The sequence below is a fragment of the Armatimonadota bacterium genome, from assembly GCA_017303935.1.
Taxonomy (GTDB): Bacteria; Armatimonadota; Fimbriimonadia; order Fimbriimonadales; family Fimbriimonadaceae; genus JAFLBD01.
The window spans coordinates 1-23257 of record JAFLBD010000004.1 but is presented as its reverse complement, the minus strand read 5'-3'; the positions used below and the strand labels follow the sequence as shown (position 1 = coordinate 23257).

At 52.6% G+C, this 23257-nt stretch carries 20 protein-coding genes, 2 tRNA genes and 1 riboswitch; of the genes, 14 read left to right on the top strand and 8 right to left on the bottom strand.

Annotated elements, in window-relative coordinates; translation table 11 throughout:
* The 4 genes from J0L72_12245 to J0L72_12230 form a co-directional block, all read left to right on the top strand.
* Positions 1-1170, top strand: a 1170-nt coding sequence (locus tag J0L72_12245) for a hypothetical protein (GenBank protein ID MBN8691537.1), incomplete at its 5' end; no start/stop codon positions are given.
* A 98-nt stretch (positions 1171-1268) separates the two neighbouring features.
* Positions 1269-4337 (top strand): PD40 domain-containing protein, encoded by a 3069-nt coding sequence (locus J0L72_12240; GenBank protein MBN8691536.1) that lies wholly within the window; start codon positions 1269-1271, stop codon positions 4335-4337.
* Positions 4338-4486: 149 nt separating this feature from the next.
* A riboswitch (cyclic di-GMP riboswitch) is annotated at positions 4487-4578 on the top strand.
* 44 nt (positions 4579-4622) lie between these two features.
* On the top strand, positions 4623-4889 hold the full coding sequence (locus tag J0L72_12235) for a flagellar biosynthesis anti-sigma factor FlgM (protein MBN8691535.1): 267 nt from the start codon (positions 4623-4625) through the stop codon (positions 4887-4889).
* 63 nt (positions 4890-4952) lie between these two features.
* Positions 4953-5026, top strand: a tRNA-Gly gene (locus J0L72_12230).
* 5 nt (positions 5027-5031) lie between these two features.
* Here J0L72_12230 and pheA read toward each other — a convergent pair.
* Entirely contained in the window at positions 5032-6120 is a 1089-nt protein-coding gene (gene pheA, locus J0L72_12225; GenBank protein ID MBN8691534.1) for a prephenate dehydratase, read from the bottom strand.
* Positions 6121-6185: 65 nt separating this feature from the next.
* On the opposite strand from pheA, the gene cdaA reads away from it, so the two are divergent.
* From cdaA to J0L72_12210, 3 genes are read left to right on the top strand one after another with little or no spacing between them, the layout of a single operon-like run.
* Positions 6186-7025 carry a diadenylate cyclase CdaA gene (gene cdaA / locus J0L72_12220; GenBank protein MBN8691533.1) on the top strand — a complete coding sequence of 280 codons (840 nt, stop codon included), beginning with the start codon at positions 6186-6188 and terminating at the stop codon, positions 7023-7025.
* Positions 7015-7950, top strand: coding sequence for a hypothetical protein (locus J0L72_12215; GenBank protein ID MBN8691532.1), 936 nt, complete (start codon positions 7015-7017; stop codon positions 7948-7950). The genes cdaA and J0L72_12215 overlap by 11 nt, the downstream gene beginning before the upstream one ends.
* Complete coding sequence (locus J0L72_12210; GenBank protein ID MBN8691531.1) at positions 7947-8720, top strand: GNAT family N-acetyltransferase; 774 nt, start codon at positions 7947-7949, stop codon at positions 8718-8720. The genes J0L72_12215 and J0L72_12210 overlap by 4 nt, the downstream gene beginning before the upstream one ends.
* 8 nt (positions 8721-8728) lie before the next feature.
* Here J0L72_12210 and J0L72_12205 read toward each other — a convergent pair whose 3' ends face one another.
* Positions 8729-9898 (bottom strand): pyridoxal phosphate-dependent aminotransferase, encoded by a 1170-nt coding sequence (locus tag J0L72_12205; GenBank protein ID MBN8691530.1) that lies wholly within the window; start codon positions 9896-9898, stop codon positions 8729-8731.
* A 51-nt stretch (positions 9899-9949) separates the two neighbouring features.
* Here J0L72_12205 and mtnB point away from each other — a divergent pair, with 51 nt between their 5' ends.
* The 5 genes from mtnB to J0L72_12180 are packed head-to-tail and all read left to right on the top strand — an operon-like array spanning position 9950 to position 13513.
* Positions 9950-10558, top strand: a complete 609-nt coding sequence (mtnB, locus tag J0L72_12200; protein MBN8691529.1) for a methylthioribulose 1-phosphate dehydratase — start codon at positions 9950-9952, stop codon at positions 10556-10558.
* Positions 10559-10560: 2 nt separating this feature from the next.
* Positions 10561-11130 carry a cupin domain-containing protein gene (locus J0L72_12195; protein MBN8691528.1) on the top strand — a complete coding sequence of 190 codons (570 nt, stop codon included), beginning with the start codon at positions 10561-10563 and terminating at the stop codon, positions 11128-11130.
* Positions 11130-11798, top strand: a complete 669-nt coding sequence (gene mtnC / locus J0L72_12190; protein ID MBN8691527.1) for an acireductone synthase — start codon at positions 11130-11132, stop codon at positions 11796-11798. Before J0L72_12195 ends, mtnC begins: the two co-directional genes overlap by 1 nt.
* Before the next feature lie 45 nt (positions 11799-11843).
* Complete coding sequence (locus J0L72_12185) at positions 11844-12974, top strand: methionine adenosyltransferase (protein MBN8691526.1); 1131 nt, start codon at positions 11844-11846, stop codon at positions 12972-12974.
* A gap of 26 nt (positions 12975-13000) precedes the next feature.
* The gene (locus J0L72_12180; protein MBN8691525.1) at positions 13001-13513 is read left to right on the top strand and encodes a hypothetical protein; all 513 of its coding nucleotides are present in this window, start codon (positions 13001-13003) and stop codon (positions 13511-13513) included.
* 81 nt (positions 13514-13594) lie between these two features.
* Here the strand turns inward: J0L72_12180 and J0L72_12175 are convergent, their stop codons facing one another.
* Positions 13595-14071 carry a hypothetical protein gene (locus J0L72_12175; protein ID MBN8691524.1) on the bottom strand — a complete coding sequence of 159 codons (477 nt, stop codon included), beginning with the start codon at positions 14069-14071 and terminating at the stop codon, positions 13595-13597.
* A 122-nt stretch (positions 14072-14193) separates the two neighbouring features.
* A complete protein-coding gene (locus J0L72_12170; GenBank protein ID MBN8691523.1) occupies positions 14194-16089 on the bottom strand; it encodes a GAF domain-containing protein in 1896 nt (631 codons plus the stop codon).
* Positions 16090-16239: 150 nt separating this feature from the next.
* Between J0L72_12170 and J0L72_12165 the strand changes: the two genes are divergently transcribed.
* A complete protein-coding gene (locus tag J0L72_12165; GenBank protein MBN8691522.1) occupies positions 16240-17616 on the top strand; it encodes a hypothetical protein in 1377 nt (458 codons plus the stop codon).
* Here the strand turns inward: J0L72_12165 and J0L72_12160 are convergent.
* Together J0L72_12160 and J0L72_12155 are read right to left on the bottom strand one after the other, a co-directional pair.
* Positions 17613-19874 carry a S8 family serine peptidase gene (locus tag J0L72_12160; protein MBN8691521.1) on the bottom strand — a complete coding sequence of 754 codons (2262 nt, stop codon included), beginning with the start codon at positions 19872-19874 and terminating at the stop codon, positions 17613-17615. The two genes, J0L72_12165 and J0L72_12160, sit on opposite strands and share 4 nt — an antisense overlap.
* Positions 19875-19960: 86 nt before the next feature.
* Positions 19961-20046, bottom strand: a tRNA-Tyr gene (locus J0L72_12155).
* Positions 20047-20135: 89 nt separating this feature from the next.
* Between J0L72_12155 and leuC the strand changes: the two genes are divergently transcribed.
* A complete protein-coding gene (leuC, locus tag J0L72_12150; protein MBN8691520.1) occupies positions 20136-21521 on the top strand; it encodes a 3-isopropylmalate dehydratase large subunit in 1386 nt (461 codons plus the stop codon).
* Here leuC and J0L72_12145 read toward each other — a convergent pair.
* Together J0L72_12145 and J0L72_12140 are read right to left on the bottom strand one after the other, a co-directional pair.
* Complete coding sequence (locus tag J0L72_12145) at positions 21516-21980, bottom strand: hypothetical protein (GenBank protein MBN8691519.1); 465 nt, start codon at positions 21978-21980, stop codon at positions 21516-21518. The two genes, leuC and J0L72_12145, sit on opposite strands and share 6 nt — an antisense overlap.
* Positions 21981-22066: 86 nt before the next feature.
* On the bottom strand, positions 22067-23257 hold a 1191-nt coding region (locus J0L72_12140), incomplete at its 5' end, for a hypothetical protein (GenBank protein ID MBN8691518.1).

Genomic DNA, 23257 nt, shown 5'->3' with positions numbered 1-23257 from the left:
CGTTTTGGTGAAAGCAATATCAAGGGCGGTAGCGTTGTCCAAGGTTATGGAAACCAAAATGGCCGATTTGGCAATTCGTTCTTCGGAGAGGGAGCCGGCGACATGTATGTCCAACGGTTCGCCGTCGACTTGAGCGACATGGTGCCGTTCGATTTGGTCGTCGGACGAATTGGTGCCTACACCGACAACCCATACATCTACAAGCACAGCGATAACACACCGTACTTCGATAATTCTCGATGGGACAATCCAGAGTGGCTGATGGACGGCGCAATTGCTAGCTTCAAAGCGGGCAACGGCAAAGTTCGCGTTTTTGGTGGAAACCAGGGCGAATTGTCTTCAAACCATGGAGTACAAATCCAGCCAATCGGCAGCGAAGTGAATTCCTTCTTCAACCGAGTCCTTGGTATTGACGCCGCATTCGGCATTGGCACCAATGGCAAGTTGAATCTCGCTTACGTGAACAACTTCACGAAGGGAACGAGTTCATACGATCGCCTCGAAGTGTTTGGTGGCGGAGTGGAGTTCGGTTTGTCGAACGATCTCAATATCGCAATCGGCTATTCCCAATCCACCCAAAAGTTGGTTGGAAGCACCGTTCTGAACTCCGACGAAGACAATACGGCTATCTACGGCGATATCACCTATCGACAAGATAACTGGGGATTCGCTGGCGGTTTGCGAAGAATCGAACAAAACTACTTCGGCCTCGGTGGCTGGGATCGAATCGGTACCGATTGGGCACCGGTCAACATCCAAGACATCAAGTTGTCCGGATGGACAAAGTTCGGAAACGGTTCTGTCTTGAAGGGCACCTACTTGTTTGGCGACACCATCGAAAACAACGTGGCGCCAGGCTTCTACAATGCCGATTACTCAAGCCTCATCCTGTCGCTGGAGCACGAACTCTGGAGTGGTTGGAAGGCAACTCTCGGCTACGAGAATGTCGACATCGACATTGACCGAGGAACTTCTGAAGCGTTGGCAACTCGCTTCAACGTAACCCAGAAGTGGTACACGCTCGGCTTGTCCACCGCAATGAGCGCAAACAACCTGTTCAAGTTGACTTACCAATATGGTGACGTCAAGAACGACCTCAACTGGGGCGTTGCCGGTCGAGGCAACTACAAGGGTCACATCTTGACCAGCCAGATCTCAATCAAGTTCTAACCTGATTGCAGATCAACTCAGCACCTTACTTCAGAAAATTCTGGAGTAAGGTGCTTTTTTGCAAACTTCTAACACGCAAAATTGAGTAGATTCGGTTCATGAGGGGAACCTTATTTCTTGCGTGCATTCTTGCCTCCGCGGCAAACGCGACTCCGATCTACCGAGCATCTCAACCCGGTTTGTCACCAGATGGCTCAACCGTCGTCTTTAGCTGGCAAAACGATCTGTGGTTGTGTTCAACAAACGGCGGTGAAGCCAGGCGGATCACAGTTCATCCTGCAATCGATTCTTCACCAAGATTTACGCCTGATGGAAAGCAGATCATCTTCAGCAGCACGCGGTACGGAAATTCAGACCTTTTCAGCATCGCACCGGATGGAACTGGTCTGAAGCGGCTCTCTTACGACAGCGCAACTGAAGTTCCCTATTCGATCACCCCAGATGGCAAGTACGTGATCGGTCATACGGCGGCCTGGGGGCGGATCAACATGTTTGCGATGCCCGTATCTGGCGGTGATTTGATTCGGTTAACCGGGCACCCTCTTGAGCTAACCTTCTACGGATCGGTAAGTCCTGACGGCAAAAAAGTTGCCTACAACTTGAATGGATCGCCCGGCGCGTGGCGAAATCCGCTCAAGAACGGTACAGATACTTCTGAGATTTTTGTCGGAGATTTTGGCACCCCGATTTCCAACAACAAAAACGTCACCAAGAATGATGACAACGATCTATTCCCGATGTTCGGGAAAGATGGATTGATCTACTTTGTAAGCAACCGTAGCGGAAAACCGAACCTGTGGTGCATGGATGCGAATGGCCAAAAACCGCGCCAACTGACCCAACACGATGGCGGGACATTGCGTTGGCCCTCGATGGCCGCAAACGGGCGTTCGATCGTCTACGAGTACGACAGTCAACTCAAGATTTACGACATTGCCTCGGGCAAATCCAGTACCGTCGAAGCACAAGTTCCTGAAGACGAAATCCTTAACCCGGTTTTCGATCTCAGCTTGAACAGCGGTGTGACCGAAGTTGCGGTCTCACCCGATGGAAAGCGTTCAGTCATTGCAGTTCGCGGCGATATCTTCCTCATTCCCGAGCGCGGAGGCACGACCAGAAAGCTCACCAGTTCGCCCGCGCTGGACCTGAACCCGGTATGGCTGGATAACAAGACCGTCCTCTTCTCTACGGGTCGAAATGGCAAACGCGAGTTCATGACAGTGGATATCAACGGCGTTGAAAAACCGTACATGAGCGGGAACGACGACCTTGTTTTCGCAACGATCTCTCCGGATCGGAACTGGATCGCATTCAACAAGGGGGATGGCGAAATCGCGCTGAAGTCGTTGAGCGGCGCAACATCGAGGACTTTGGTCAAAGGCGGATTTATCAGTGCGCTACAAGGCGAGCAGATTTTCAATTGGTCACCAGACAGTAAGTGGATCACCTATGCCGATCGTACAGAGCGAGGCTCCAATGTTTACATCGTCGAAGTGTCGAGCGGCAACCGGACATTAGTGGCTAGGCTCGCTGGCGAAGCCACGTCCCCGCGCTTCCTTCCAAACGGAAAGGGCATTTATTACACTTCTTCGGAATTCTCAGATTCCGACATCATGATCGTCGATCTGGTGCCCAGTGAATTGAGCTTCACCGAAGATGATCTCGACGGAATCGATGCCGAAAAGTCCGCCGCCAAACCGACAAATGAAGTAAAAATCGATCCGAGAAAGATCGATAAGCGAATCCGAAGGCTAACGAATGGAAACGCTGTCGCACTCGGCGCAGCTCCAAACGGACGCGCGATCTACGCCAACGTCGACGGCCAATTCTCGCTCGTACCGGTTACAGGCGGCCCAGCAGCTCCTGTTGCCGCAGTGACAGGTGGGGTGAATAGCCTGACCACCGGCCCAACGCCGGATAAGTACTATGCAATCGCTGGCGGCAAACTGTTGGCACTCAGCACTGCATCTAACGCCACTGCACCGGTTGGATTCAACGCGCAATCATCCATCAACCGCAAAGCCGAAGATCTTGCTCTGTTCGAAGAAATCTGGTGGGCGATGAGCCGGTTCTACTACGATCCAAATCACCACAATGTGGGCTGGGCCAAGATTCGGAATGAGTACCGGGCACTTGTCCCAACCGTCTTCGATCGCCAAGATTTCTATGCGCTCATGAATGAGATGATCGAGGAATTGAACTCGAGCCATCTCTCCATAAGCTCCCCTCCAGCAGCCCCGGCGCAAGCAAATGACTCCACTGGCTTCTTGGGAGTTGAGTGGAATTGGGCCAAGCTCATGACCGACGGCGTGTATCAAGTCGATTCGGTTTTGGGCGGCTCACCGGCCGACAACAGCTACTCGCTCTTGCAGAAAGGCGACTGGGTCACTGCGGTTGACGGTGTGGCCATCGGAGCGAATCGATCGTTTGCAGAAGCGCTGCGAAACAAGATCGGTCAGCGCGTCAGACTCACGGTCAAACGCGGCGATCAGACGATGGAAATCGCTATCAAACCATCTTCTCCTGGGATCGCCTCCGGACTTCGTTATGAAGAATTCATCGAGCAGCGCCGTGCGGAAGTCGAGCGGCTGAGCGGAGGAAAGTGCACCTACTTCCACATCCAAGGGATGAACGCACCGAGCACCGAGCGATTCTTCCGAGACATTCGCGTTTATGGCGAAGGCAAGAAAGGCGCGATTATCGACGTTCGGTGGAATGGCGGCGGCAACACTGCCAATCAAGTTCTGGTCGCATTGCGCACAGAACCTTGGCTATGGCGCAAATTCAGATTGCAGACGGGTCTTACCATGACCGAAGAAATGTTCCGCGGCAACGTGATTGAAATGCCGACCGTGCTGATGACTAACCAGTTCAGCGCGTCAAACGCCGAAATTCTGAGCGAAGGGTATCGCCAAATGAAAATCGGTAAAGTCGTCGGCGAGGCAACGGGCGGGAACGTTCTCACTATTGGCGGACAATACGGCCTTTGGGACGGTGGAGGAGTCCAGATTCCGTTCATCGGCATCTTCACGGTGAACGGTGAATCTCTAGAGGGCATTGGGCGCCGAACCGACGTCGACGTTCGCTACGACCCGAACGCTTGGATTGCTGGCCGGGATAATCAGCTCGAACGCGCAGTGCAAGAGCTCATGAAATCTGTCAAGTAACCGAATCCAACCGCCCTCAGGACCATCAATCTGAGGGCGGTTTTTCGTTAGTTGACCGGTTTGGAATGAAATTTGCTAAAAAAGTCTTGCGACCCCCTAAAGAACCCCCGAAAAACTACCGTTATCCAATGTAGGACCCTCTCGTCCAGAAAAGCAAAAGGCAAACCTCGAAGAAATTCTTGGGACGCAAAGCCACGGGCCCAAACTGCTGATCACAGCAACGGGTAGCCGGGTTGCCCTCTCTGACACTGCGGTCTTCTTTCTATATCGTTGGGGAGAAGTGCAATGCAAATATCTGACAGAGAATTACAGAAGGTGATGCAACTTGGTAGCATCCGATTGACCGAACCGGTTGAAGAAGAGATCGTATCTCCTCGAGAGACCGATGGCCCGCTGATCAAAGCCCTAGTGCAAGAAGTGATGGAAATGCCGGATCGAGAAGATCGCATTGAAGAACTTCGAGCCAAGATTCAGGCTGGCACCTACAATCCGGCTGGCGAAGAAATCGCCGATGCCATGTGGCGCCGAGCACAAGTCGATCGCATCCGATAAATCCTGAACCTCCGGGTCGGTTTGAATTCTGCCGTCCGACCCGGTATACTTCCTTTTTCAAGCGCGGGTATAGCTTAATGGTAAAGTTCCAGCCTTCCAAGCTGGCCATGCGGGTTCGATTCCCGCTACCCGCTCCAATCCTTCAACTCCAGTCCGTGACGGGATAACTCCCGAGGATCGTCACTTCCGTACAAATCTCTTGGAGTGCCTTGATTGCATTTCCCAGCTTTTCCTGCGCCTGGTGACCTTCGCAATCCAAGAAGAAAATGTAATCGAACGGATCTCGTGGCGAAGGGCGTGATTCGATCATCAACAAGTTGACTTCGAACTGCGCAAAAATCCCGAGCGCGGCATAGAGCTTTCCTGGTTCATTCTTCAGTCCAAATCGGATTGTCGTACGGTCATAACCGGTTGGAGCAGGAAGATTTTTGCCCAACACCCAGAACCTAGTTCGGTTGTCTGGGCGATCTTGCAGGTGGCTTCGCAAAATCGGGACGCCAATGATCTCAGCCGCCAGGCTGGTGGCAATCGCGGCGGCGGAGTGGTCATTCGCAGTCCGTTGTACACAAGCTGAGGTCGGCGTTAGGTCGATTACTTCCGCATTCGGGAGATTTGCGCGCAGCCATTTTCTGCATTGCGCTTTCGGCTGCGGCCCCGCATAAACCGTTCGAATATCTTCCAATCGCTCGGCATGACTCACCAAATGGTGAACAACCGGAATAGACGTTTGGGCACAGATTTGCAAAGGAGAGCTGACAAAATGGTCCAAAGTCTCGGGTACTGCGCCTCCAACCGAGTTCTCAACTGGCACGATTCCGTAGTCTACAGAACCTTTTTGAACCTCAAGGAACACGTCTTCGATGCTCGGGACCGGTACCGCTACCGATGACTGGCCAAACGCCTTGAGCGCCGCTTGGTTCGAAAATGATCCTTCTGGCCCCCAGTAAGCGACCTTTAACGGTTGTTCGGCGGCCCGCGCCGCGCTGATGATTTCTCGAAAGACACTGGACAGTTGATCTGGAGTCAACGGGCCCTGATTTGCCTGAGTCAGCCTCGCGAGAATCTCTCGCTCGCGTTCAGGGACAAAGATCACTTGGTTCGAAAACCCTTTCGTCTTTCCAACTTCTTGAGCCAATTTAACCCTTTGGTTAAGAAGTTCCACCAACTTTAGGTCGAGTTCATCAATCGAGGCTCTCAACTCAGCCAGCTTTTCGGGTCCTTCTTGACTCATATCTCAGATTATAGGGCGATTTGGATGCCAGCACATGGCGGGAGTTGATAAAATAAGGGGAACACTTGGACGAGATCACGCGGCGGCTTTTTGAACTCACTAGGTTTTCTTCGGAAAGCCTTTGGAATGTCGTCGATATCCTGCTGGTTTCTTATCTCATCTATCGGTTGCTCGTACTTGTCCGAAACACTCGCGCCTGGCGCATTTTGATAGGCATTGTGGTGTTCATCGGTGCCTTATACGTCAGCGATGTACTGCAACTGCGTACGCTCCATTGGATTTTGGACCGAGCGACTGCCCTAGCCCCCGTTGCTTTGGTCATTCTGCTCCTGCCCGAATTGCGCCACACCCTCGAAGGATTTGCACGACTTGGGCTATGGACCACACGTCTCGGACCGAGTACTCAATTCGTGAACGAGGCTACGATCAACCACATCGTCGCTGGAGCGACCGAGCTCGCGAGCCAAAGAATCGGCGCGATCATCGTCATCGAACGAGATAATTCCCTTGAGGATGTGATTAAGACCGGAGTTCAGCTCGATGCTAAACTCAGCGCAGCCATCCTTGGTTCGATTTTTTATGACAAGAACCCGTTGCATGATGGCGCCGTGATCGTCCGAGGCGAGAAAATCGTATCTGCTGCATGTCAGCTGCCTCTTTCCGAGAACGAGCTGATCTCCCGAATGTTCCACATGCGGCATCGAGCCGGCGTGGGCATCAGCGAACAAACGGATTGCATCTCCCTGATGATCAGCGAAGAACGCGGAACGATGACGGTGGCGAGCGATGGAAAACTCAAGCAGCTCGATGGCCCCGCGGAGCTCCGCGAAGTCTTGAACCAAGCCCTTCGTCGGCAAGAATCGAAGCGGCGGAATCGCAAAGCTGAGGTGGCCAGTGGTAGCTAATCGCCTTTCGACCGGGGAGCACATCGTTCTCGGCGTGGTATCGCTGTTCTTGGGGACCCTCCTTTGGCTGAACGTGACGGCCAAACAAGAACCCGGAAAGCAACGTGAATTTCTGGTTCCGGTTGTTGTTCGTGGACTATCACCAGAGCTTGTTCCAACATCGTTACCGGAAGGAATTACGCTTGTAGCTACTGGAAGCGAACTAGAGTTTGAGCGTCTCGACGCTTCGCAATTGTCCGCCGAAATCGATTTGACCGGCCTGAGGTCTGGCAAGCATTCGGTCCGCATCAAAGCACCGAGTTCTCGGCCGGGGATGGCGCTCGCGCCGAAGCGGCCCATGGTTCTTGTCGAACTAGAGGAGCTGCGCACGTCGAGTCGCCAGGTCGAAGTCGTGCCTATCGGTTTGGTCAGTTCTGGGATCCGATTCTTGGGGGCAGTGAGTGAACCTAGAGTGGTCGCATTGAGCGGCCCGGCGAGCGCACTAAAGAAGGCTGTCAAAGTACGTGCGATGCTCGATCTCTCGATGGTCAAGCCAGGAGTCAGCAATCAGGTTCCGCTAGAAGCACTGGACCGAGAAGGTATTCCGGTTCCGCTGGTGCGCTGCGAGCCACGGTCGGTCACGATTCTTCCCGCCATTGAAGCAGAACTCATCGAAAATCAGGTTCGTGTTCGACCAACGTTGTCCGGTGATGTTGCCGATGGCTACGCGATAGAGTCGGTGACAATCGAACCGGAAAAGATCAGCTTAACCGGAAGTGCATCCGACTTAGCCAAGATCACCTCCATCTCGACTCAACCGATCGAAATTGGCGGGCTTAAGAACGAGAAGAATTTCACCATCGGGTTAGTTGTGCCGGCGGGATTGACGGTGAAGGGTGAATCCACGGTCGTCGTCAAACTCAAAGTAGTGAAGAATCAGCCATGATCTCGATTCGCCCCATCGAGCGTCACGAGTGCTCGAAGTTTTTGAAAATCCTTTGCACTGTCTTCGATTTGGACTTTCAGCGTGCTGAAGGGGTCTTCTATGAGGAGCCGCATTTTGACCTTGCTCGTAAGTGGGCACTTTACGATTCTGACCAAATGGTTAGCATTCTCACCACGACTCCGTTGCAATTTGGCTCGTACCGAGCGATGGGAATTGCCGGTGTCGCAACAATTCCTTCGAAAAGAAATCAGAGGTTTGCTAACCATTTGGTTAATCACGTTCTGGGACATGGGGCGACAATCGGCGAGTCACGAGCACTGCTCTTTGCTCAGCGGACAAATCTCTACGAATCCTGCGGATTCACTACCATTGACCACGTGGTTAAAGGTGAGATTCGGACTAGCCTGGATTACCTCGACAAGGACCGCCTCGAGTTTGACTCGGTCAGGGCAAAGTATGAAGATTGGTGCAGTGCCCATCCATCATTTCTGGTCCGATCACCTAAAGGCTGGGAAGCTTGGAAGTGGAATTTCAAAGTATGCGAAGCCGTTGAAAAGGGCTACGTATGCTTTGAAGCCAACACCATTCGGGAAATGGTCACCTGTCCTGGCCAAGAATCCTGGCCGGTGGGTCCGAATTGCGAATGGTATGGGCTGAAATCGGTCACGGAATTGCTCCAGGTCCCCGCTGAAGTTCAATCAACCGGATTGATGCTACTCGGCCACAGCATCGATTTCACGCCACTAATGTTCATGACCGACCAGTTTTAACCATTTGGTTAGCGCTGGATATGTGTGAGCCGATCGAGCGCTTCATTTAAGACTTCGTCCTCGCTCGCGAGGCAGAATCGCACCCACTGTGCCTGCGCGTGGTCGCGCACAAAATCACTTGAGGGAACGGCTCCTACGCCAGTTTCAGCGATCATCTTGTTCACAAACTCATAACTCGTTAGGCCCGGAAACAGGTTTGAGTAATCACAAATGAGATAGTACGCACCGGCAGGGGGGAGAGGGTCCAGCCCCAAATTGCGCAGTCCAGCAACAAATGAGTTTCGTTTCGACTCGTATTTGGAATTCAACCCAGAATAGAATTCGGGCCCAAAATTCTCTATTCCCGCCGCCACAGCTTCTTGTAATGGGGCGGGCGCGCAGGCGTATACCGCATCTAAAAATTGGGTGATCGAAGCACAGATTTCAGCAGGGCCGGTGAGATAGCCGATCCGCCATCCAGTGATAGAGAATGTCTTTGAGTAGCCACCCATCGTAATCACTCGGCCTTCAAGTTCTGGAAGCGCAGCGGGGGAGAGGTGGTTTGCGCCATCAAAGGTCATGTACTCATAAATCTCGTCCGTGACCATGAGGCAGTTGTACGGTTCGATGATTTCGGCTAGCTTCAAAATCTCTTCCCGCGTGAACAACTTCCCAGTTGGATTACCAGGCGTGTTCACGAGGATGAATTTCGTACGCTCATTGACAAGCGACTTGACTTGATCAAAATCAATTTCCCAATCTGGCGCGGACAACGAAACAATGTTCACCTTCGCCTGATACCGATTCAGAGCCTGAATGTGATAGGGATAGGTGGGTTCGAAGACGATCACTTCGTCGCCTGGATCGAGCAGGACGCCGCAAACACCCTCAAACGCCCCCGTCGCACCACAAGTCACCAAGATTTGGGATTCCGGATCGGCGGCGATGCCATTAAAGGATTGGAGTTTGGAGGAGAGTGCTTCTCTCAATCTCACCGTTCCACGGGGGTTGGTATATCGGTTGTGACCCCCATTTGCTGCGATTTTTGCCGATTCGAGCACAAATTCTGGAACCGGAAGATTGCAAACCCCCTGTCCAAGGTTAATACCGTTAACCCTTTGGACCTCAAGAGTTATTTGCCTTAGTGCCGGAGTTGAAAATGCCTTTGTTTGTTTTGAAAATAGAGATGTAATATGCATTTGGTCCTACTTTTATGAACTATTTATGGCTCAATGGTATCATTTTATTCTGTGCAAACACTAGTCCAAAGCGAGCTACCGGAACTGATTCGGTGGATCCATTCAAAGGGTTGGGCCCCGGGTACCGGTGGCAATTTCAGCGAGGTAATCAGCAATTCCCCGCTAGAACTGTTGATGTCTCCAAGTGGGATCGACAAAGGTGATTGTTCGCACGACAATATGCTTTTGGTGAACGAATCTGGCGCGACAGTCACAGGAATTGGGAAGCCATCGGCTGAGACCCTGATTCACGTGGCTATCGCCCGCCAAACCGACGCCAAAGTGATTGTACACACTCATTCGATTTGGAACACGATTGCATCGCTGTCACCCCATCCAGATTATCGCATCGGCGGATTTGAGATGCTCAAGGGTCTGCGCGGGATCACGACACACGATCACATGGAGTACATTCCGATCTTTGAGAACAGCCAAGACATCGCTGGACTCTCGGCAAAAATTGAGTCGAAGTTGAAGGAACGGCCAGAAACACACGGCATTCTGCTTCGCGGGCATGGCCTGTACACTTGGGGAACGTCGATTGCAGAGGCAAAGCGGCACCTCGAAGTCTTAGAGTTTTTGTTTGAAATTCAAGGTCAATTGGCAAGGACGGCAAACTAACAATGGCATTTATCAGAATTCCGGAAAAGGACGTTACGATCACAGAGTATTCCGAGATCAAAGCAACGCTGGCAAACATCGGCGTCGGCTACGAAGTTTGGAAGCCTGAGGTTGAGCTCGCTGATGGCGCAGACAGCAAGTCGGTTCTGGAAGCATTCGCCACCGAAATCGAAGCACTCAAAGCGGAAGGGGGATATCAAGCTGCCGACGTGATCGACCTTTTTCCAGATACTCCAAACCTTGACGTGATGCTCGCAAAGTTCAGTAAGGAGCACTGGCACGATGAAGATGAAATTCGTTTCATCGTTGAGGGCAACGGCGTGTTTCACATTCGGCCAAAGGACGGTTCTGAAGTGATCGCTCTTTACGTCGAAGAAGGTGATTTGGCACGGGTGCCCGCCGGAACATGGCATTGGTTTGACCTCCGAAAAGACAAGAGGATTCGCGCGATTCGGCTGTTCCAAGATCCTAGCGGATGGACGCCTCACTACACCGATTCAGGCGTGGACAAGGGGTATCTCCCAGTCTGTTTCGGGCTTGATTTCATCCCTGCCCAGCTATCACACCTTTGATGAAATTCAAAGCGTATCTACTGGATATTGAAGGCACGACCACGCCTATCGACTTCGTGACGCGAACATTGTTTCCGTTTGCACGGGCCAGGCTGGACCAAGTTGAACTCACTGAATCCGAGGCTCGATTGCTGGCGGTCGAGCGTGAAGAAGACCAAAGAACGGGTGCGATGCCTCCCCAGCTGGTGGCGCCATATCTGAGTTGGCTCATGGATCAAGATCGAAAATCGACGGGCCTAAAGTCGGTACAAGGTCGAATTTGGGAATCTGGGTACAAAGATGGCGAGCTACGCGGAGAGTTGTATCCCGACGTTTTGCCGGCGATGAAACGCTGGCGAATGGCAGGTTCAAAAGTCGCCATTTTCTCGTCCGGCAGCGTCCATGCTCAAAAGCTCTTGTTCGGCCATTCGGTCGAAGGTGATCTCACCGGTCTGATCGATGGATATTTCGACACGACGACCGGCGGAAAGAGAGAACCAGAGAGCTATGTTCGCATTGCTGAGTCGCTCAAGATCAAGCCTTCTGAGATCTGTTTCCTCAGCGATATCATCGAAGAAGTTGATGCCGCAAAGCTGGCAGGATTCCACTCATTCCAAGTTTGCCGTGATGATTCGATCACAACGACAGTCCTTCAAATCACAAAGTTTGATTCAGATTGCTTGGTCTAAGTCATGAATCTACGCTGGGCTGGTATTCTATTGAGTTGAACTAAAATGGGTTTGAAACATATTTACACCTCGGAAAGCGTCAGCGAAGGACATCCAGACAAAGTCGCGGATCAGATTTCCGATGCGTTGTTGGATGAATTTTTGTCGCAAGATCCGATGTCGCGTGTGGCGGTCGAAACAATGCTGGCGCACGGCGTCGCAGTGGTTTCTGGCGAAGTTACAAGCAATGCTTATGTGAACGTTCAGCGAGCAGTTCGCGAAACGATCAACAGCATCGGCTATAACAGCACCGAAGTTGGATATGACGGTTCGAACTGCGGTGTTTTTGTCGCTATTCAAGAGCAGTCGTCGGACATCGCAATGGGTGTCGATACTGGCGGTGCCGGTGACCAGGGAATGATGTTTGGCATGGCCACTCGCGAGACACCTGAATTGATGCCGTTGCCAATCACCATCGCGCACGCGCTCACTCGAAAGGCGGCAGAGGTTCGGCACGCGAACCCTAAGCTCGGATTGCGCCCCGACGCAAAGTCTCAGGTCTCAGTGGACTACGAAGATTACGTTCCAAAGCGACTGAATACAATTGTGGTTTCTCATCAACACGACGGGGACCTGAGTCAAGAAGAGGTTCACGCACGAGTTCAAGAGCACATCATCCAGCCAGTGCTTGCTGATTACCAAAACTACATCGATGGCGACATCACCTTCCACATCAACCCAACCGGGCGATTTGTGATTGGTGGCCCAGCTGGAGATACCGGACTCACAGGTCGAAAGATCATCGTCGATACTTACGGTGGCATGTGCCCACACGGTGGTGGCGCGTTCTCTGGCAAGGATCCCACAAAGGTAGACCGTTCGGCAGCCTATATGGCTCGCCACATCGCCAAGTGCATCGTAGCCGCTGATCTGGCCGACCGATGCGTGGTTGGTCTTGCTTACGCAATCGGTGTTGCTCAGCCTGTTTCTGTCAACGTTGAAACGTTTGGTACGGAGAAGATCGACAATGCTACGATCGTTAAGCGCGTACGAGATAACTTTGATATGTCGCCAAACGGCATTATCAAGCACCTCGACCTGCGCAACATTAAGTACCGGTCAACCGCGAAAAATGGACATTTTGGAAATCCAGAGTTTGCTTGGGAACGAATTACCGAAGCAAATGGGTTGAAATAAACAATAGTTCTGGAGAGAAGTAAATCATGAAGAAAGCATTATTAGCACTCGCAGTTGTCGCCGCTGCTGTTATGGCATTTGCGGTTTCACAAAATTCGAATAGTAGCTCCTGTTGCCCAGCCGAAAAGGGTGCACAAGCTAAGGTCGCTAAGACTGAAGATTGCGCTACCATGTGCGAAGCTGGCAAGGTTGCAAAGACCGAGGCTTGCTGCGCAGAAAAGGGTGTTCAAGCTAAGGTCGCAAAGACTGAAGATTGCACAATGTGCGAAGCCGGAAAGGCTGCTAAGCCAGCCAAGGCAGAGGCTTGCTGCGCTTCTGGCGACCACAAGATGGTCATGAAGGGCGGCGAAGGATGCTGCAATGCTCCTGGCCAATTCGCCAAGTTCAAGATTTTCGTTGACGGAAAGTATATGTACTACGGCTGCAAGGACTCCGCAATGATGGCTCACAAGGAACTCAAAACCATGGCTTTCAAGGTCGGCTCGGTCCAACCAGTTAGCGGCAAGGTTCGAATTCCAAAGAATCAGTCCCTAATCTAATTCCTAATCAGTCGGAAAAGTAAACAAGAAACCCCAGCCGATTCGGCTGGGGTTTCTTGTTATTGAAGGTTCGTGCGAATCTCAGCTCAAATGGTTTGGCGAGACGCGGTTCTGACGCTTACCGTCGCTACCCATCAGGCCGATTTCGGCGAGCAATTGATCCTTAGTCGGACCTTGAACAAATTCCGCGAGCAGTTCCAACTCGATCACGATCTTTCGCTTCAGCGACTTGTCCTTTGTGCGAGAATATCCCCGAGCGAGGGCACTGATCGCTTCCGACACTTTTCCCATGGATTGCAGGGCTGATGCGCGCCAGATTTCATAGGCGGGCTCGTGTGGATTCATTCGGACCAAGGTCCGCAACTCGACAAAAAGCTCTTCAAACTGTCCCAGCCCAAGCATTGCTTGCGCACGAACTTCCAACGCTCCAAGGTGCTGCGGATCAGCTCGAAGCACTTCTTCGGCTGCGGCAAAGGCTTCAGGCCATGCGCGGCGGCGAGCCAGGTCTGGACCAGACCATGTTGGACTCACTTTCTGTTTTGTTGCCTCCGATGCCATAGTTGACACTCTATTCATTTCTCCTCCAAACGTAACCGCCAAGTTGCCGCCACAAATTCAATGAATTCATCGTATCTTAACCCCGTGCCAGAGCACCCAAGCAATCCTGCGGGAACGCGCACTTAACTAGCAATTTCAGCATGATTCTCCACCGTCGAATTCACCGCGGATACCTTTGTGCGAACAGCGAGCGGAATTCGCCGCTTACCTGATTCATCGAAAATGGTCTGCATCGCGATGCTGGCCGCTGATTGATTCGCCCACTTTCTGGCCGATTCTTCATCCATACCAGGCACATAGACGAGTACATCTTCTTCCCTTCGACAGAGCAATCCATCCGGAGGCAGAATCGCGCGCAACCTTGGCGCAACCGACCTGACGGAATGCTTGACTGCGCCCGAACCAAATTCAGACTTCAACTCTTCTTTCCGAATTGGCTCGATGACGATGAGTGCGCCGGGCGCCTCATTGACGCGTTGGATGAACTCTGTTGGAGTGATCATCTGTGCCTCGCTGCCAGATTTGCCATTGAGGCGGGTGATCGCCTGACCCAGTTCCTGAGCCACCAACTGCAAAGTGTTCGCTTCCGAGTAGCTGACTCCGCCGACCTGCGCGGTTCCTGAAATCAGACAGCCGTACAGCTCACCAGCGACCCGAATGGGCATACAAACGAAGCTTCCAACTCTTAGTTTGGCGAGATCGGTACTCGAAAGCCTCGGATCGTCTTGGGTATTCCAAAGGTGCAACTCTGGCGCACCAATCCCGACATATCCCGGTACGCCGCGACCCGCGGCAAAACTCATTGCATCCAAAACGCGGCGAGTCGTCCCGTGCTGAGAAATCGGCAGCAACTCGTTTCCGTCGATAGCAAAGATTCCCAGAAAGTCACAAGGAGTTTCATCAGCAAGTTGGTGTACGACCCGGCTGATGAGGTTGACGCTGGATTCTGCTCCGGCAGAGGCGGTTGCGACTGAGTACAAAACTTCCAATTCGGTTAATCGCCGAGATCGTTCCGATTGGTCCACACGGTGAGAGATCAACTTAGCAATCTCGGCAGAAAGCGATTGAGCCACCGCCATCGCCGATTCCATTTCACCTTCGTTGTTGGCATAGAGGGTGATCATGCCAATGAGCCGGTGATCAAATTTCAACAAGAGGTTTCCGACCTTGCGCGGTTCGTCCTCGAGCCCAAGAGCATGTGCCGCCCGGTCTTGGATCAAGGATTCTGATCCTCCCTTGCCCAGAGGGATTGGCACAATTTGTTCGGCGGTGTCGAAATCGCCGCTTGATGACCGCACGACCAGGCTGTTGGTTCGAGATTCTAGGCAGAAGATTCGGACTGCAGGAGCACCGGTCAGTTCGCGAACAGCGTTTGTCAGTCCGTTCCAAAACTCACCATTTGGTGCAAAGACAAGCTCGGTCAATTGAAGCAGTCGTCGCTCCTTCTTTGATCGCTTTTCGGTCTTGGAAACGTGTTCCCGCAGCTCGCGATACGATTCGCGTAATTCTAAATCTGGAGTCGCGCTAGGAACTTCGGGCTCCTTTTCGATCAACACAATCGGCTTCGACTCAATCGCGGCTTCGCTAGGTTTGGCCAACACAAGGATCAGAACCGAGATCGCGGATTGAACTAGACTATTCGCCGAAATCAAATTTCCTGTGCTCAGTTGAGACACGCACAGTGGCGCGATTCCACCAATTGGAATTAAGAAAGATGCATTTGCAGAACGGAAGCGAATCAAATAGGCAGGAGCAAGCGGCAACATGAATCCAAGATGAGCCACACGAGTGCTGAGCATGACCATGAATCCAGTGACAGCCAAGTCAGCAACCGCCATCAGCGTGGACACCAATGGCGTGCGAAGATCGCGCCGTTCAAGTAGGGCCACAAATCCAAAATAGGCCAGCAAGAGCAAGGCGGCTTGCCCCCCTTGTGCAATGCCCACAGGATTGAAGGCGAAAATTGCCCCCAGAAGCGCTGCGACAAAACCTAAACGACCAATGAACTCAAACTTCATGACCTACTTTAGGTTTTCGGTTACAAAACCTGAAAGCTTTAGTGCGGTTGGAAGTTGTGCCAATTCTTAGAACTCTACAAAACACTGGTAGTTGTGCGGCTAAACGCATTGTCAATGCTAGCCCGATAACTGGAATAGGTAGGACTAGGGATGCAAAACGGATTTCGCACAGACCAAAGCCAAAAGCTACAGCTAAGGGTTGACCCGAGAATGGTTCTCGGCGGACAACTGATGGAAATGAATTCGGTCGAACTTCGATCGGCGATCGAAGCAGAATTGATCGAAAATCCAGCATTGGAGTGGCTCGATGAAAGCGGTGAACCGCTCTATCTTGAGACAATTCTCAAGTCTGTGGCTCCAGCCGAATTGAAGCCGTCGAGCGAAGACCGCGAGTTTCAACGAAGTCGTCCGAACGATGCCGAAGAAACCGACTGGCTCGACTTTGCCGGATGCACGAACACGCTAGAAGCACATCTAGAGGCTCAACTGTGCGCTGTGCTTGACGCGAAGTACCTACCCATCATCCAAGTCGTTGTGGCTTACGTGGACGATCGTGGATACCTGTCCGCAGCGGTCGAAGAAATCGCTCTCGACCACAATTTTGATTTGGACGAAGTGGAATACGTCGTCAGCACGCTTCGCGATTGCGAACCTGAAGGGATCGGATCAGCCGATCTGCGCGAATGTCTTCTTGCTCAACTCAAGAAGGCGACCCAGATGGAAGACAAGCTTGCATACAGCATCGTGAAGCACTGCTTTGATGATCTGGTAGACAAAAACGTTCGCGGAATGGCTCGCAAATTCAAAGTGATGCCTGAGGTGATCCATGCCGCGTTGGAGATCATTCGAACCTGTAGTCCGTATCCAGCGGACGGCTATTCTCGTGAAGGCCGAACTACAAAGACCCAAGATCGAATTGGTGTGCCCGTCGACCTTAAAATCGTTCGCAGCGAATTTGGTTGGGATGTCGAAGTCACGGGTGTCGACCCAAGAGACTTGATCATCAGCAACGCTTACCGTGCCCAAATGCTCAAAATGCAGAATACGGTCGCGGCAACCGATGACGAACAGCGGCATTTGAACACCTATATTCAGCGCGCGAAAAACTATATTGACGCACTTGAACAGCGGGGCAAGACCTTGCACAAGCTAGGTCTTTTCTTGATCGACCATCAAATCGGTTTCGTGACCACCGGCGAGTACAGGTTCTTAAAGCCTTTGACTCGGCGGCAAGTGGCGGCTGCTATCGGGCTACACGAGAGTACGGTGAGCCGTGCAACTGCAGGCAAGCACGTTCAATTAGCAAATGGCGAAGTGGTCTCATTCGACGTGTTCTTCAAGCCGGCACTTCGAATTCAGCAGATGATCCTCGAAATCTGCGCGACCGAGACTCCAGGGCAACCGCTCAGCGATGAACGCATCGCACAGCTCCTGGCCGACCGAGGCGTGACGGTAGCCCGTCGCACGGTCAACAAGTATCGTGATCGTGAGAGACTGCTTTCGAGCCGAAGACGAAAAGCTTCTTAATCTCCAGACAAGCCGAAGTTGGCGACGACGACATCGAAGTCGGAGGAGCCAACTTCGTCATCTCCGTCACAGTCGCCTTCTGCTGGCGTGGCGGGTGAATTGCCGAAGTTCATCACCACGGTGTCAAAATCGCTGCTGCCTACTTCGTTGTCTTGATCAACATCGCCATTGGTTAGGCTGAAGTTTTGGCCACCAACGGTCGCCAAATTCATGTTGACTCCGTTGATCCTCTTTTTCAGCCACGTCGGCGATGTGAGTTCAAGGTCAACTAGTCCACTGATCGAAGTGTCGATCGAAAAACTTCCCAAATCCGCAATCGACAAATTGTGAGTCGCAAGCAACGCTTGGTTGGAATTTTGATAGATCTTGAGTGTCACAGGTACCGCAGCCGTATCGACGTAGTTTCCAAAGTCGATCGTGCCTGCCAACTTTCGGTAGAGAGATCCTTGCCGCAATAAGACACTGTAGGAGTTCCACGTTCCCGAATCGGTTGCGGCGCGATCGGCGACCTTGATTGTCCAAGTCCCGGCTGGATTCTCACCCCAGAAGGCATTCGAGCAGAAGGTCCACGAGATATTGTCCCCATCATCGCCACCGTTTGTGCTGCACATGCGGCTGGTTAGTCCGCTCGGCGAGGTCAAGAAAATCTCGATGTCCCCGCGCCACGCATGGGTGATGGCGACGGTCAAAGTGACTTCTTCCAGTGGAGTCGTAGACGCCACCGAGAAAGTCCGCGTCAGTCCAGTTGCCAAGTTATCTGGAATGGCAGTGCTAACAACGGTTGTTGCAATGCTGGTCGAAGCTGCTGTCGTCGGGCCAAACCATTGCTTTGCCAAGTTCACAAACTGATCCGCGTCCAGAAGTCCAAATCCGTAGTTTTGGTTGAATTTGAGGCCAGCACCGTTGGTTTTCCATCCTCCATCGCTGCTGGTGCTTGCGTCGGTAAGGTCGATTTGACGCGATGACCTGGCTAGCAAGTGCTTGGCAAATCGCGTGTTCATCCCAGAATTTGCTTGTCGCCCGAGCGCGATGGTGCCAGTCACAAGCCCCGTCGCCACAGATGTTCCACCATCGGTGTCTGTGCCGAAAATTGAAGTATAAGCTCCGTCGGTGAGTTGATCAATATCCGCTGTTCCTGTCAGATTAAATCCAAGGTTCGCGGATCGGTCGGTAGTGAGAATCGCGCGCGTACCCGATGCCAATGCGCCCGAGGGCGCACAAACCATGACGCAGGCGCCATAGGCTGAGTAATCCGCAAATCGACCACGCGAGTCGATCGCTGAAACCGTGATCGAATCGGCCAGATTCCTCAAGGCGAGTTTGTTGGCATCTTCACTGATCGTTTCTCGAAGATTGCCCGCGGACCGGACATGAACGACTCCGGCTGTAACGGATTCGGTGATGGCCGAACTTTCGCTGGTCGCCAATTCGAAATTGTTGACCGGGCCGTAAGAATGGTTCTTCACACGGAACGATGGGTTCGCCCCAACTGCCAGGTAGCGTGTGGCGTCAACCATCTGTGCCGTCGTCAGCGCGTCAAAATTGATTCGATTTCCGGACCAGAGAGCCTGATAGGCAACTCCACAGATCCCAACAGAGTTGTTCCCTCTCGCCGCGATGATTCCGGCAAGGGCTGTGCCGTGATTATCTTCGACAACGACAGGATTTGGATTGGATGGGCTTGGGCCGCCTCCCCCGAAGTTATAGCTTCCCCCTGCAAAGTAGTTCGTCGAAAGGTCTGGGTGGGCGGTTTCAAATCCGTCATCCACGATTCCGATCAGCACCCCAGAACCGCTTACCGATCGGTCCCATGCCTCTGCCGCATTGATGTCTAGATTCGAACCGGTGGTGTCGTTCAATGTCCATTGGCCGGGCCAACCTGATGATGGAAAATTGGGGACAAAGTAAGGATCGTTCGGCACAAAGTCCTTTCGATAATCAAGACGTTGGTTATTCTCGGCGTAAGCGACTAATCCAGATGGAACGAGTTTCTTGATCGCGGCATTCGCCTGCGCAACCGATCGTCCTTCAAGAACCCAAAGGTCTGGTGAACTCACCAATTGGTAAACCGGCTTTAGACCCGTGAAGCGCGCGATTTGATCTAAAGTAGCACCCTTTGCGACCTTTACCAGAACCTGGCTTGTATCCACCGCCGCCTTTCCGACATGGGGACGAGCCACTTTAACCGGAGTCATTTGGGCATTGGCTACCGCGAAACTCGCCAGCACCAAAAGAGAAGTAAAGGAACGCACGCTCATAGAACCTTCACATTATACGAAAGGTTTGCCTGATAAGAGGCTGTAAAGTGTAATAGATTCGAAGAACTGCGAAGGTGCAAGAAGAATGGTGGGTAGAGCAGGATTCGAACCTGCGTAGGCTCTCGCCGACAGATTTACAGTCTGTTCCCATTGGCCGCTCGGGCATCTACCCACTTCAGGGAAACACAATTATACCCAAACTCCCGAATCCACTCTCCCCCCTTGCCACTTTCACCCAGAAACCAGTGATAATGAAGGGATATGGCTCGCACCATCTTCGACAAAGTTTGGGAGAATCACCTCGTTTCAGAATTACCCGGTGGCGGATCGCTGCTTTATATCGATCGACACTTGGTACACGAGGTCACGTCGCCACAAGCATTTGATGGTTTGCGAGTTGCTGGCAGGCCGGTCCGACGCCCTGATCTGACATTCGCGACAGTGGACCACAACGTTCCGACAGACGGACGTGAGATCGACGAATCGACTTTGAGCGGAAAACAACTTTCCGCTCTCGCGAAGAACTGCAAGGAGTTCGGAGTGCCATTATTCGGCTATCTTGGCCCGCGGCAGGGGATTGTCCACGTCATCGGTCCGCAATTGGGGATCACTCTTCCGGGTTTGACAATCGTTTGCGGCGATAGCCACACCTCGACCCATGGAGCATTTGGTGCGCTCGCATTCGGTATCGGAACGACGGAAGTTGAGCATGTTTTGGCTACGCAGACATTGCGTTCTCCAAAGAAACCGAAGAGCCTCGGAATTCATTACAAGGGCACGCGTGGCGCCGGCGTCACCGCAAAAGACTTGATCCTCGCCACGATCCGGAAGCTCGGCGCGGGCGGAGGCACAGGATTCGTGGCGGAGTATTTTGGGTCTGCCATTCGCTCGTTGCCCATGAGCGGACGAATGACGATGTGCAACATGTCCATTGAAATGGGTGCCAGAGCCGGCATGATTGCACCAGACGAGATCACATTCGAATATATTGCCGCTGAAGATCGGCCGTACGCTCCCAAAGGTGCGGACTTCGATCGGATGGTGGAACAATCGCGCCAACTCGCCACCGATGAAGGCGCGACCTACGATCGGCTTGAAGAGATTGACGTCGACAGACTTGTGCCGCAAGTTTCATGGGGGACGACGCCCGCAATGACCATTGACGTAAACGGCGTCATCCCAGAGCCAACGGACGCTGCCGAAGCCAAGGCTCTTGCTTATATGGGGCTGAAATCTGGTCAGTCACTGTCCGAGATTGCCGTCAACACGGTTTTCATTGGTTCGTGCACGAATTCGCGCATCGAAGACCTCCGAGAAGCAGCTGGAATCCTAAAGGGCCAAAGAGTCGCCTCTGGAGTTCGGGCGATGGTGGTCCCTGGGAGTGAGGCAGTCAAGAAACTTGCGGAGCAAGAAGGGCTGGACGAAATCTTCAAGTCAGCGGGATTTGAATGGCACCATGCTGGATGCAGCATGTGCCTTGGCATGAACGGCGACATCCTCCGGCCAACAGAGCGCTCTGCCAGCACGAGCAACCGTCCATATGAAGGTCGCCAAGGGCCGGGGAGCCGGACACACTTGGTCAGCCCTATCACCGCAGCAGCAACTGCGATCAAGGGCAAGTTTGCCGACCCGCGCGAATTTCTATGACACAGCGGTGAGTTCGCCGAGCTTCTTTAGAGTTCGACTGTAACGATCCATAACGGCCATCGCAGCCTCTTTTACGGAGACGTGATGGTCATCATCATCGTGCCATTTGGCGACTCTGGAAATCTCTTGCTCGGCAGTCAGCGGCGAGGCCAGTAATGACTCGAAAAATGCGCCAGCGTCCTTGTCGGCGAGCTTGACTTGGTACCCGTTTAGAGTCAAGAAGGTGAGTAATCCCACGAATCCGGTCTCAAGGTTGGCGGTGTCAAAAGGTGCCTTCTTGGCGAAACCAGTGGCGTACTTTGCTGCCTGCGCGAGAACGTTGGTGCTCCGTCCATAGGCGTATTGATAATAGACCGCTTCTTCAAGCGCCGCGAACTTGAATCGACTCTTCTTGCCAGCGACTTGCAGATTGATCCAAAGGTGATCTTGGACGGTGAGGTACTCCACTTCCTTTGCCATATGTTAGTTGTAGTGTACCGTGATCAACAAAAAACCCCGCCCCAGAAATTTTCTGGAACGGGGTTAAGTTCAGATTCTAAATCAAGTTAGAACTTGATCGAGATCTGGCTGGTCAAGATGTGACCCTTGTAGTTGCCCGAAGGACCTGCGCCCCATGCTCGGCCGTTCTTGACATCGCCGTACTGGTACAGAACCTTGAACATGCTGTTGCTGCTCATGTTGTACGAGAGGCCAAGGCTGGTCCACTTTTGCTCGATACTGTAGTTAGTAGTCGTGCTCAAGAATGGAGTTCGCGAACCATCGAGGTCAACCGATTCGTAACCAAGCAACAGGTTCCAGTTACCCCAAACGGTGTAATCCAGATCAGCCTTGAAGCTGGTGTACTCGAAGTTGTTGATTGCTGCAGTTGGCGAAGCCGACTCAGCCGATCGAACGTTCTCGCCGTCCATGTAGGAAGCGGTGATCTTACCGTTGGTTCCGAGCTTGAACCAGCCCTTAACCATCCAATCTTCGACGTTCATTGGCGAGTAGTTGGTGCCGATTCGGTACCAAGAACCTGCGCTCATGAAGTCTCGATCGATTCGGTGGTAACCACCGACGAGGCCCCACTTGTCTGTGCCGTAGCCCAGTTCAACTGCAAGAGCAGTGTTGTTGTCATCTGCAACGGTCGAACCTTGATTCTTCAATGCAGAAGAAGCATAGTTGACACCAGCAGTGAGTCCACCACCGAGGTTGTAGTTGAGGCCTGCGCCAAACACTTCGAGTCGGTCAGCACCACCGGTTGCACTTGTACCGTTACCGGTCAAGAAGTGCATGAAGTAGGCTGCGCTGAGGTTAGCATTTGCACCGAGGTTGAACTTAGCTTCTGCGCCAAGAGTGTCTTGGACGAGAGTGCTGCTGTCGTTCAGAACTGGTTGCAATTCAACGCCGTTGTTGGTCAATCGGTCGTTGTTTCGGCCACCGAGGATCGAGAGCGAACCTTGGCCAACCTTGAAGCTAACGAGAGCACCGTCAACGGTCCAGTTGCCATCGTCCCATCGCGAGTTGTCGAAGTAAGGAGAATTATCCTTTCGCTTAAACACGTATGGGTTTGCAGTTTGCGAGCCAATTCGGCCGACAACTGCGTTGAATGGCATGCTGTTGCTGAGGTCAACTGCGAACCGTTGGACATACATGTCGCCCGAACCTTCGCCGAAGAATGTGCCACCAAATCGGCCCGACTGGTTGCCGTAGCCTTGGACGACGCCGCCGCCGAACGAGCAGCTGCTAGCCAATGC

What these genes read in the sequence shown, in the direction of transcription:
- J0L72_12145 (MBN8691519.1), bottom strand. Translation starts at nt 21,980, where the DNA reads ATGGCAAAGGAAGTGGAGTACCTCACCGTCCAAGATCACCTTTGGATC.
- J0L72_12165 (MBN8691522.1), top strand. Translation starts at nt 16,240, where the DNA reads ATGCAAAACGGATTTCGCACAGACCAAAGCCAAAAGCTACAGCTAAGG.
- J0L72_12170 (MBN8691523.1), bottom strand. Translation starts at nt 16,089, where the DNA reads ATGAAGTTTGAGTTCATTGGTCGTTTAGGTTTTGTCGCAGCGCTTCTG.
- J0L72_12205 (MBN8691530.1), bottom strand. Translation starts at nt 9,898, where the DNA reads ATGCATATTACATCTCTATTTTCAAAACAAACAAAGGCATTTTCAACT.
- J0L72_12185 (MBN8691526.1), top strand. Translation starts at nt 11,844, where the DNA reads ATGGGTTTGAAACATATTTACACCTCGGAAAGCGTCAGCGAAGGACAT.
- leuC (MBN8691520.1), top strand. Translation starts at nt 20,136, where the DNA reads ATGGCTCGCACCATCTTCGACAAAGTTTGGGAGAATCACCTCGTTTCA.
- pheA (MBN8691534.1), bottom strand. Translation starts at nt 6,120, where the DNA reads ATGAGTCAAGAAGGACCCGAAAAGCTGGCTGAGTTGAGAGCCTCGATT.
- J0L72_12235 (MBN8691535.1), top strand. Translation starts at nt 4,623, where the DNA reads ATGCAAATATCTGACAGAGAATTACAGAAGGTGATGCAACTTGGTAGC.
- J0L72_12175 (MBN8691524.1), bottom strand. Translation starts at nt 14,071, where the DNA reads ATGGCATCGGAGGCAACAAAACAGAAAGTGAGTCCAACATGGTCTGGT.
- J0L72_12160 (MBN8691521.1), bottom strand. Translation starts at nt 19,874, where the DNA reads ATGAGCGTGCGTTCCTTTACTTCTCTTTTGGTGCTGGCGAGTTTCGCG.
- J0L72_12210 (MBN8691531.1), top strand. Translation starts at nt 7,947, where the DNA reads ATGATCTCGATTCGCCCCATCGAGCGTCACGAGTGCTCGAAGTTTTTG.
- J0L72_12195 (MBN8691528.1), top strand. Translation starts at nt 10,561, where the DNA reads ATGGCATTTATCAGAATTCCGGAAAAGGACGTTACGATCACAGAGTAT.
- J0L72_12240 (MBN8691536.1), top strand. Translation starts at nt 1,269, where the DNA reads ATGAGGGGAACCTTATTTCTTGCGTGCATTCTTGCCTCCGCGGCAAAC.
- mtnC (MBN8691527.1), top strand. Translation starts at nt 11,130, where the DNA reads ATGAAATTCAAAGCGTATCTACTGGATATTGAAGGCACGACCACGCCT.
- J0L72_12180 (MBN8691525.1), top strand. Translation starts at nt 13,001, where the DNA reads ATGAAGAAAGCATTATTAGCACTCGCAGTTGTCGCCGCTGCTGTTATG.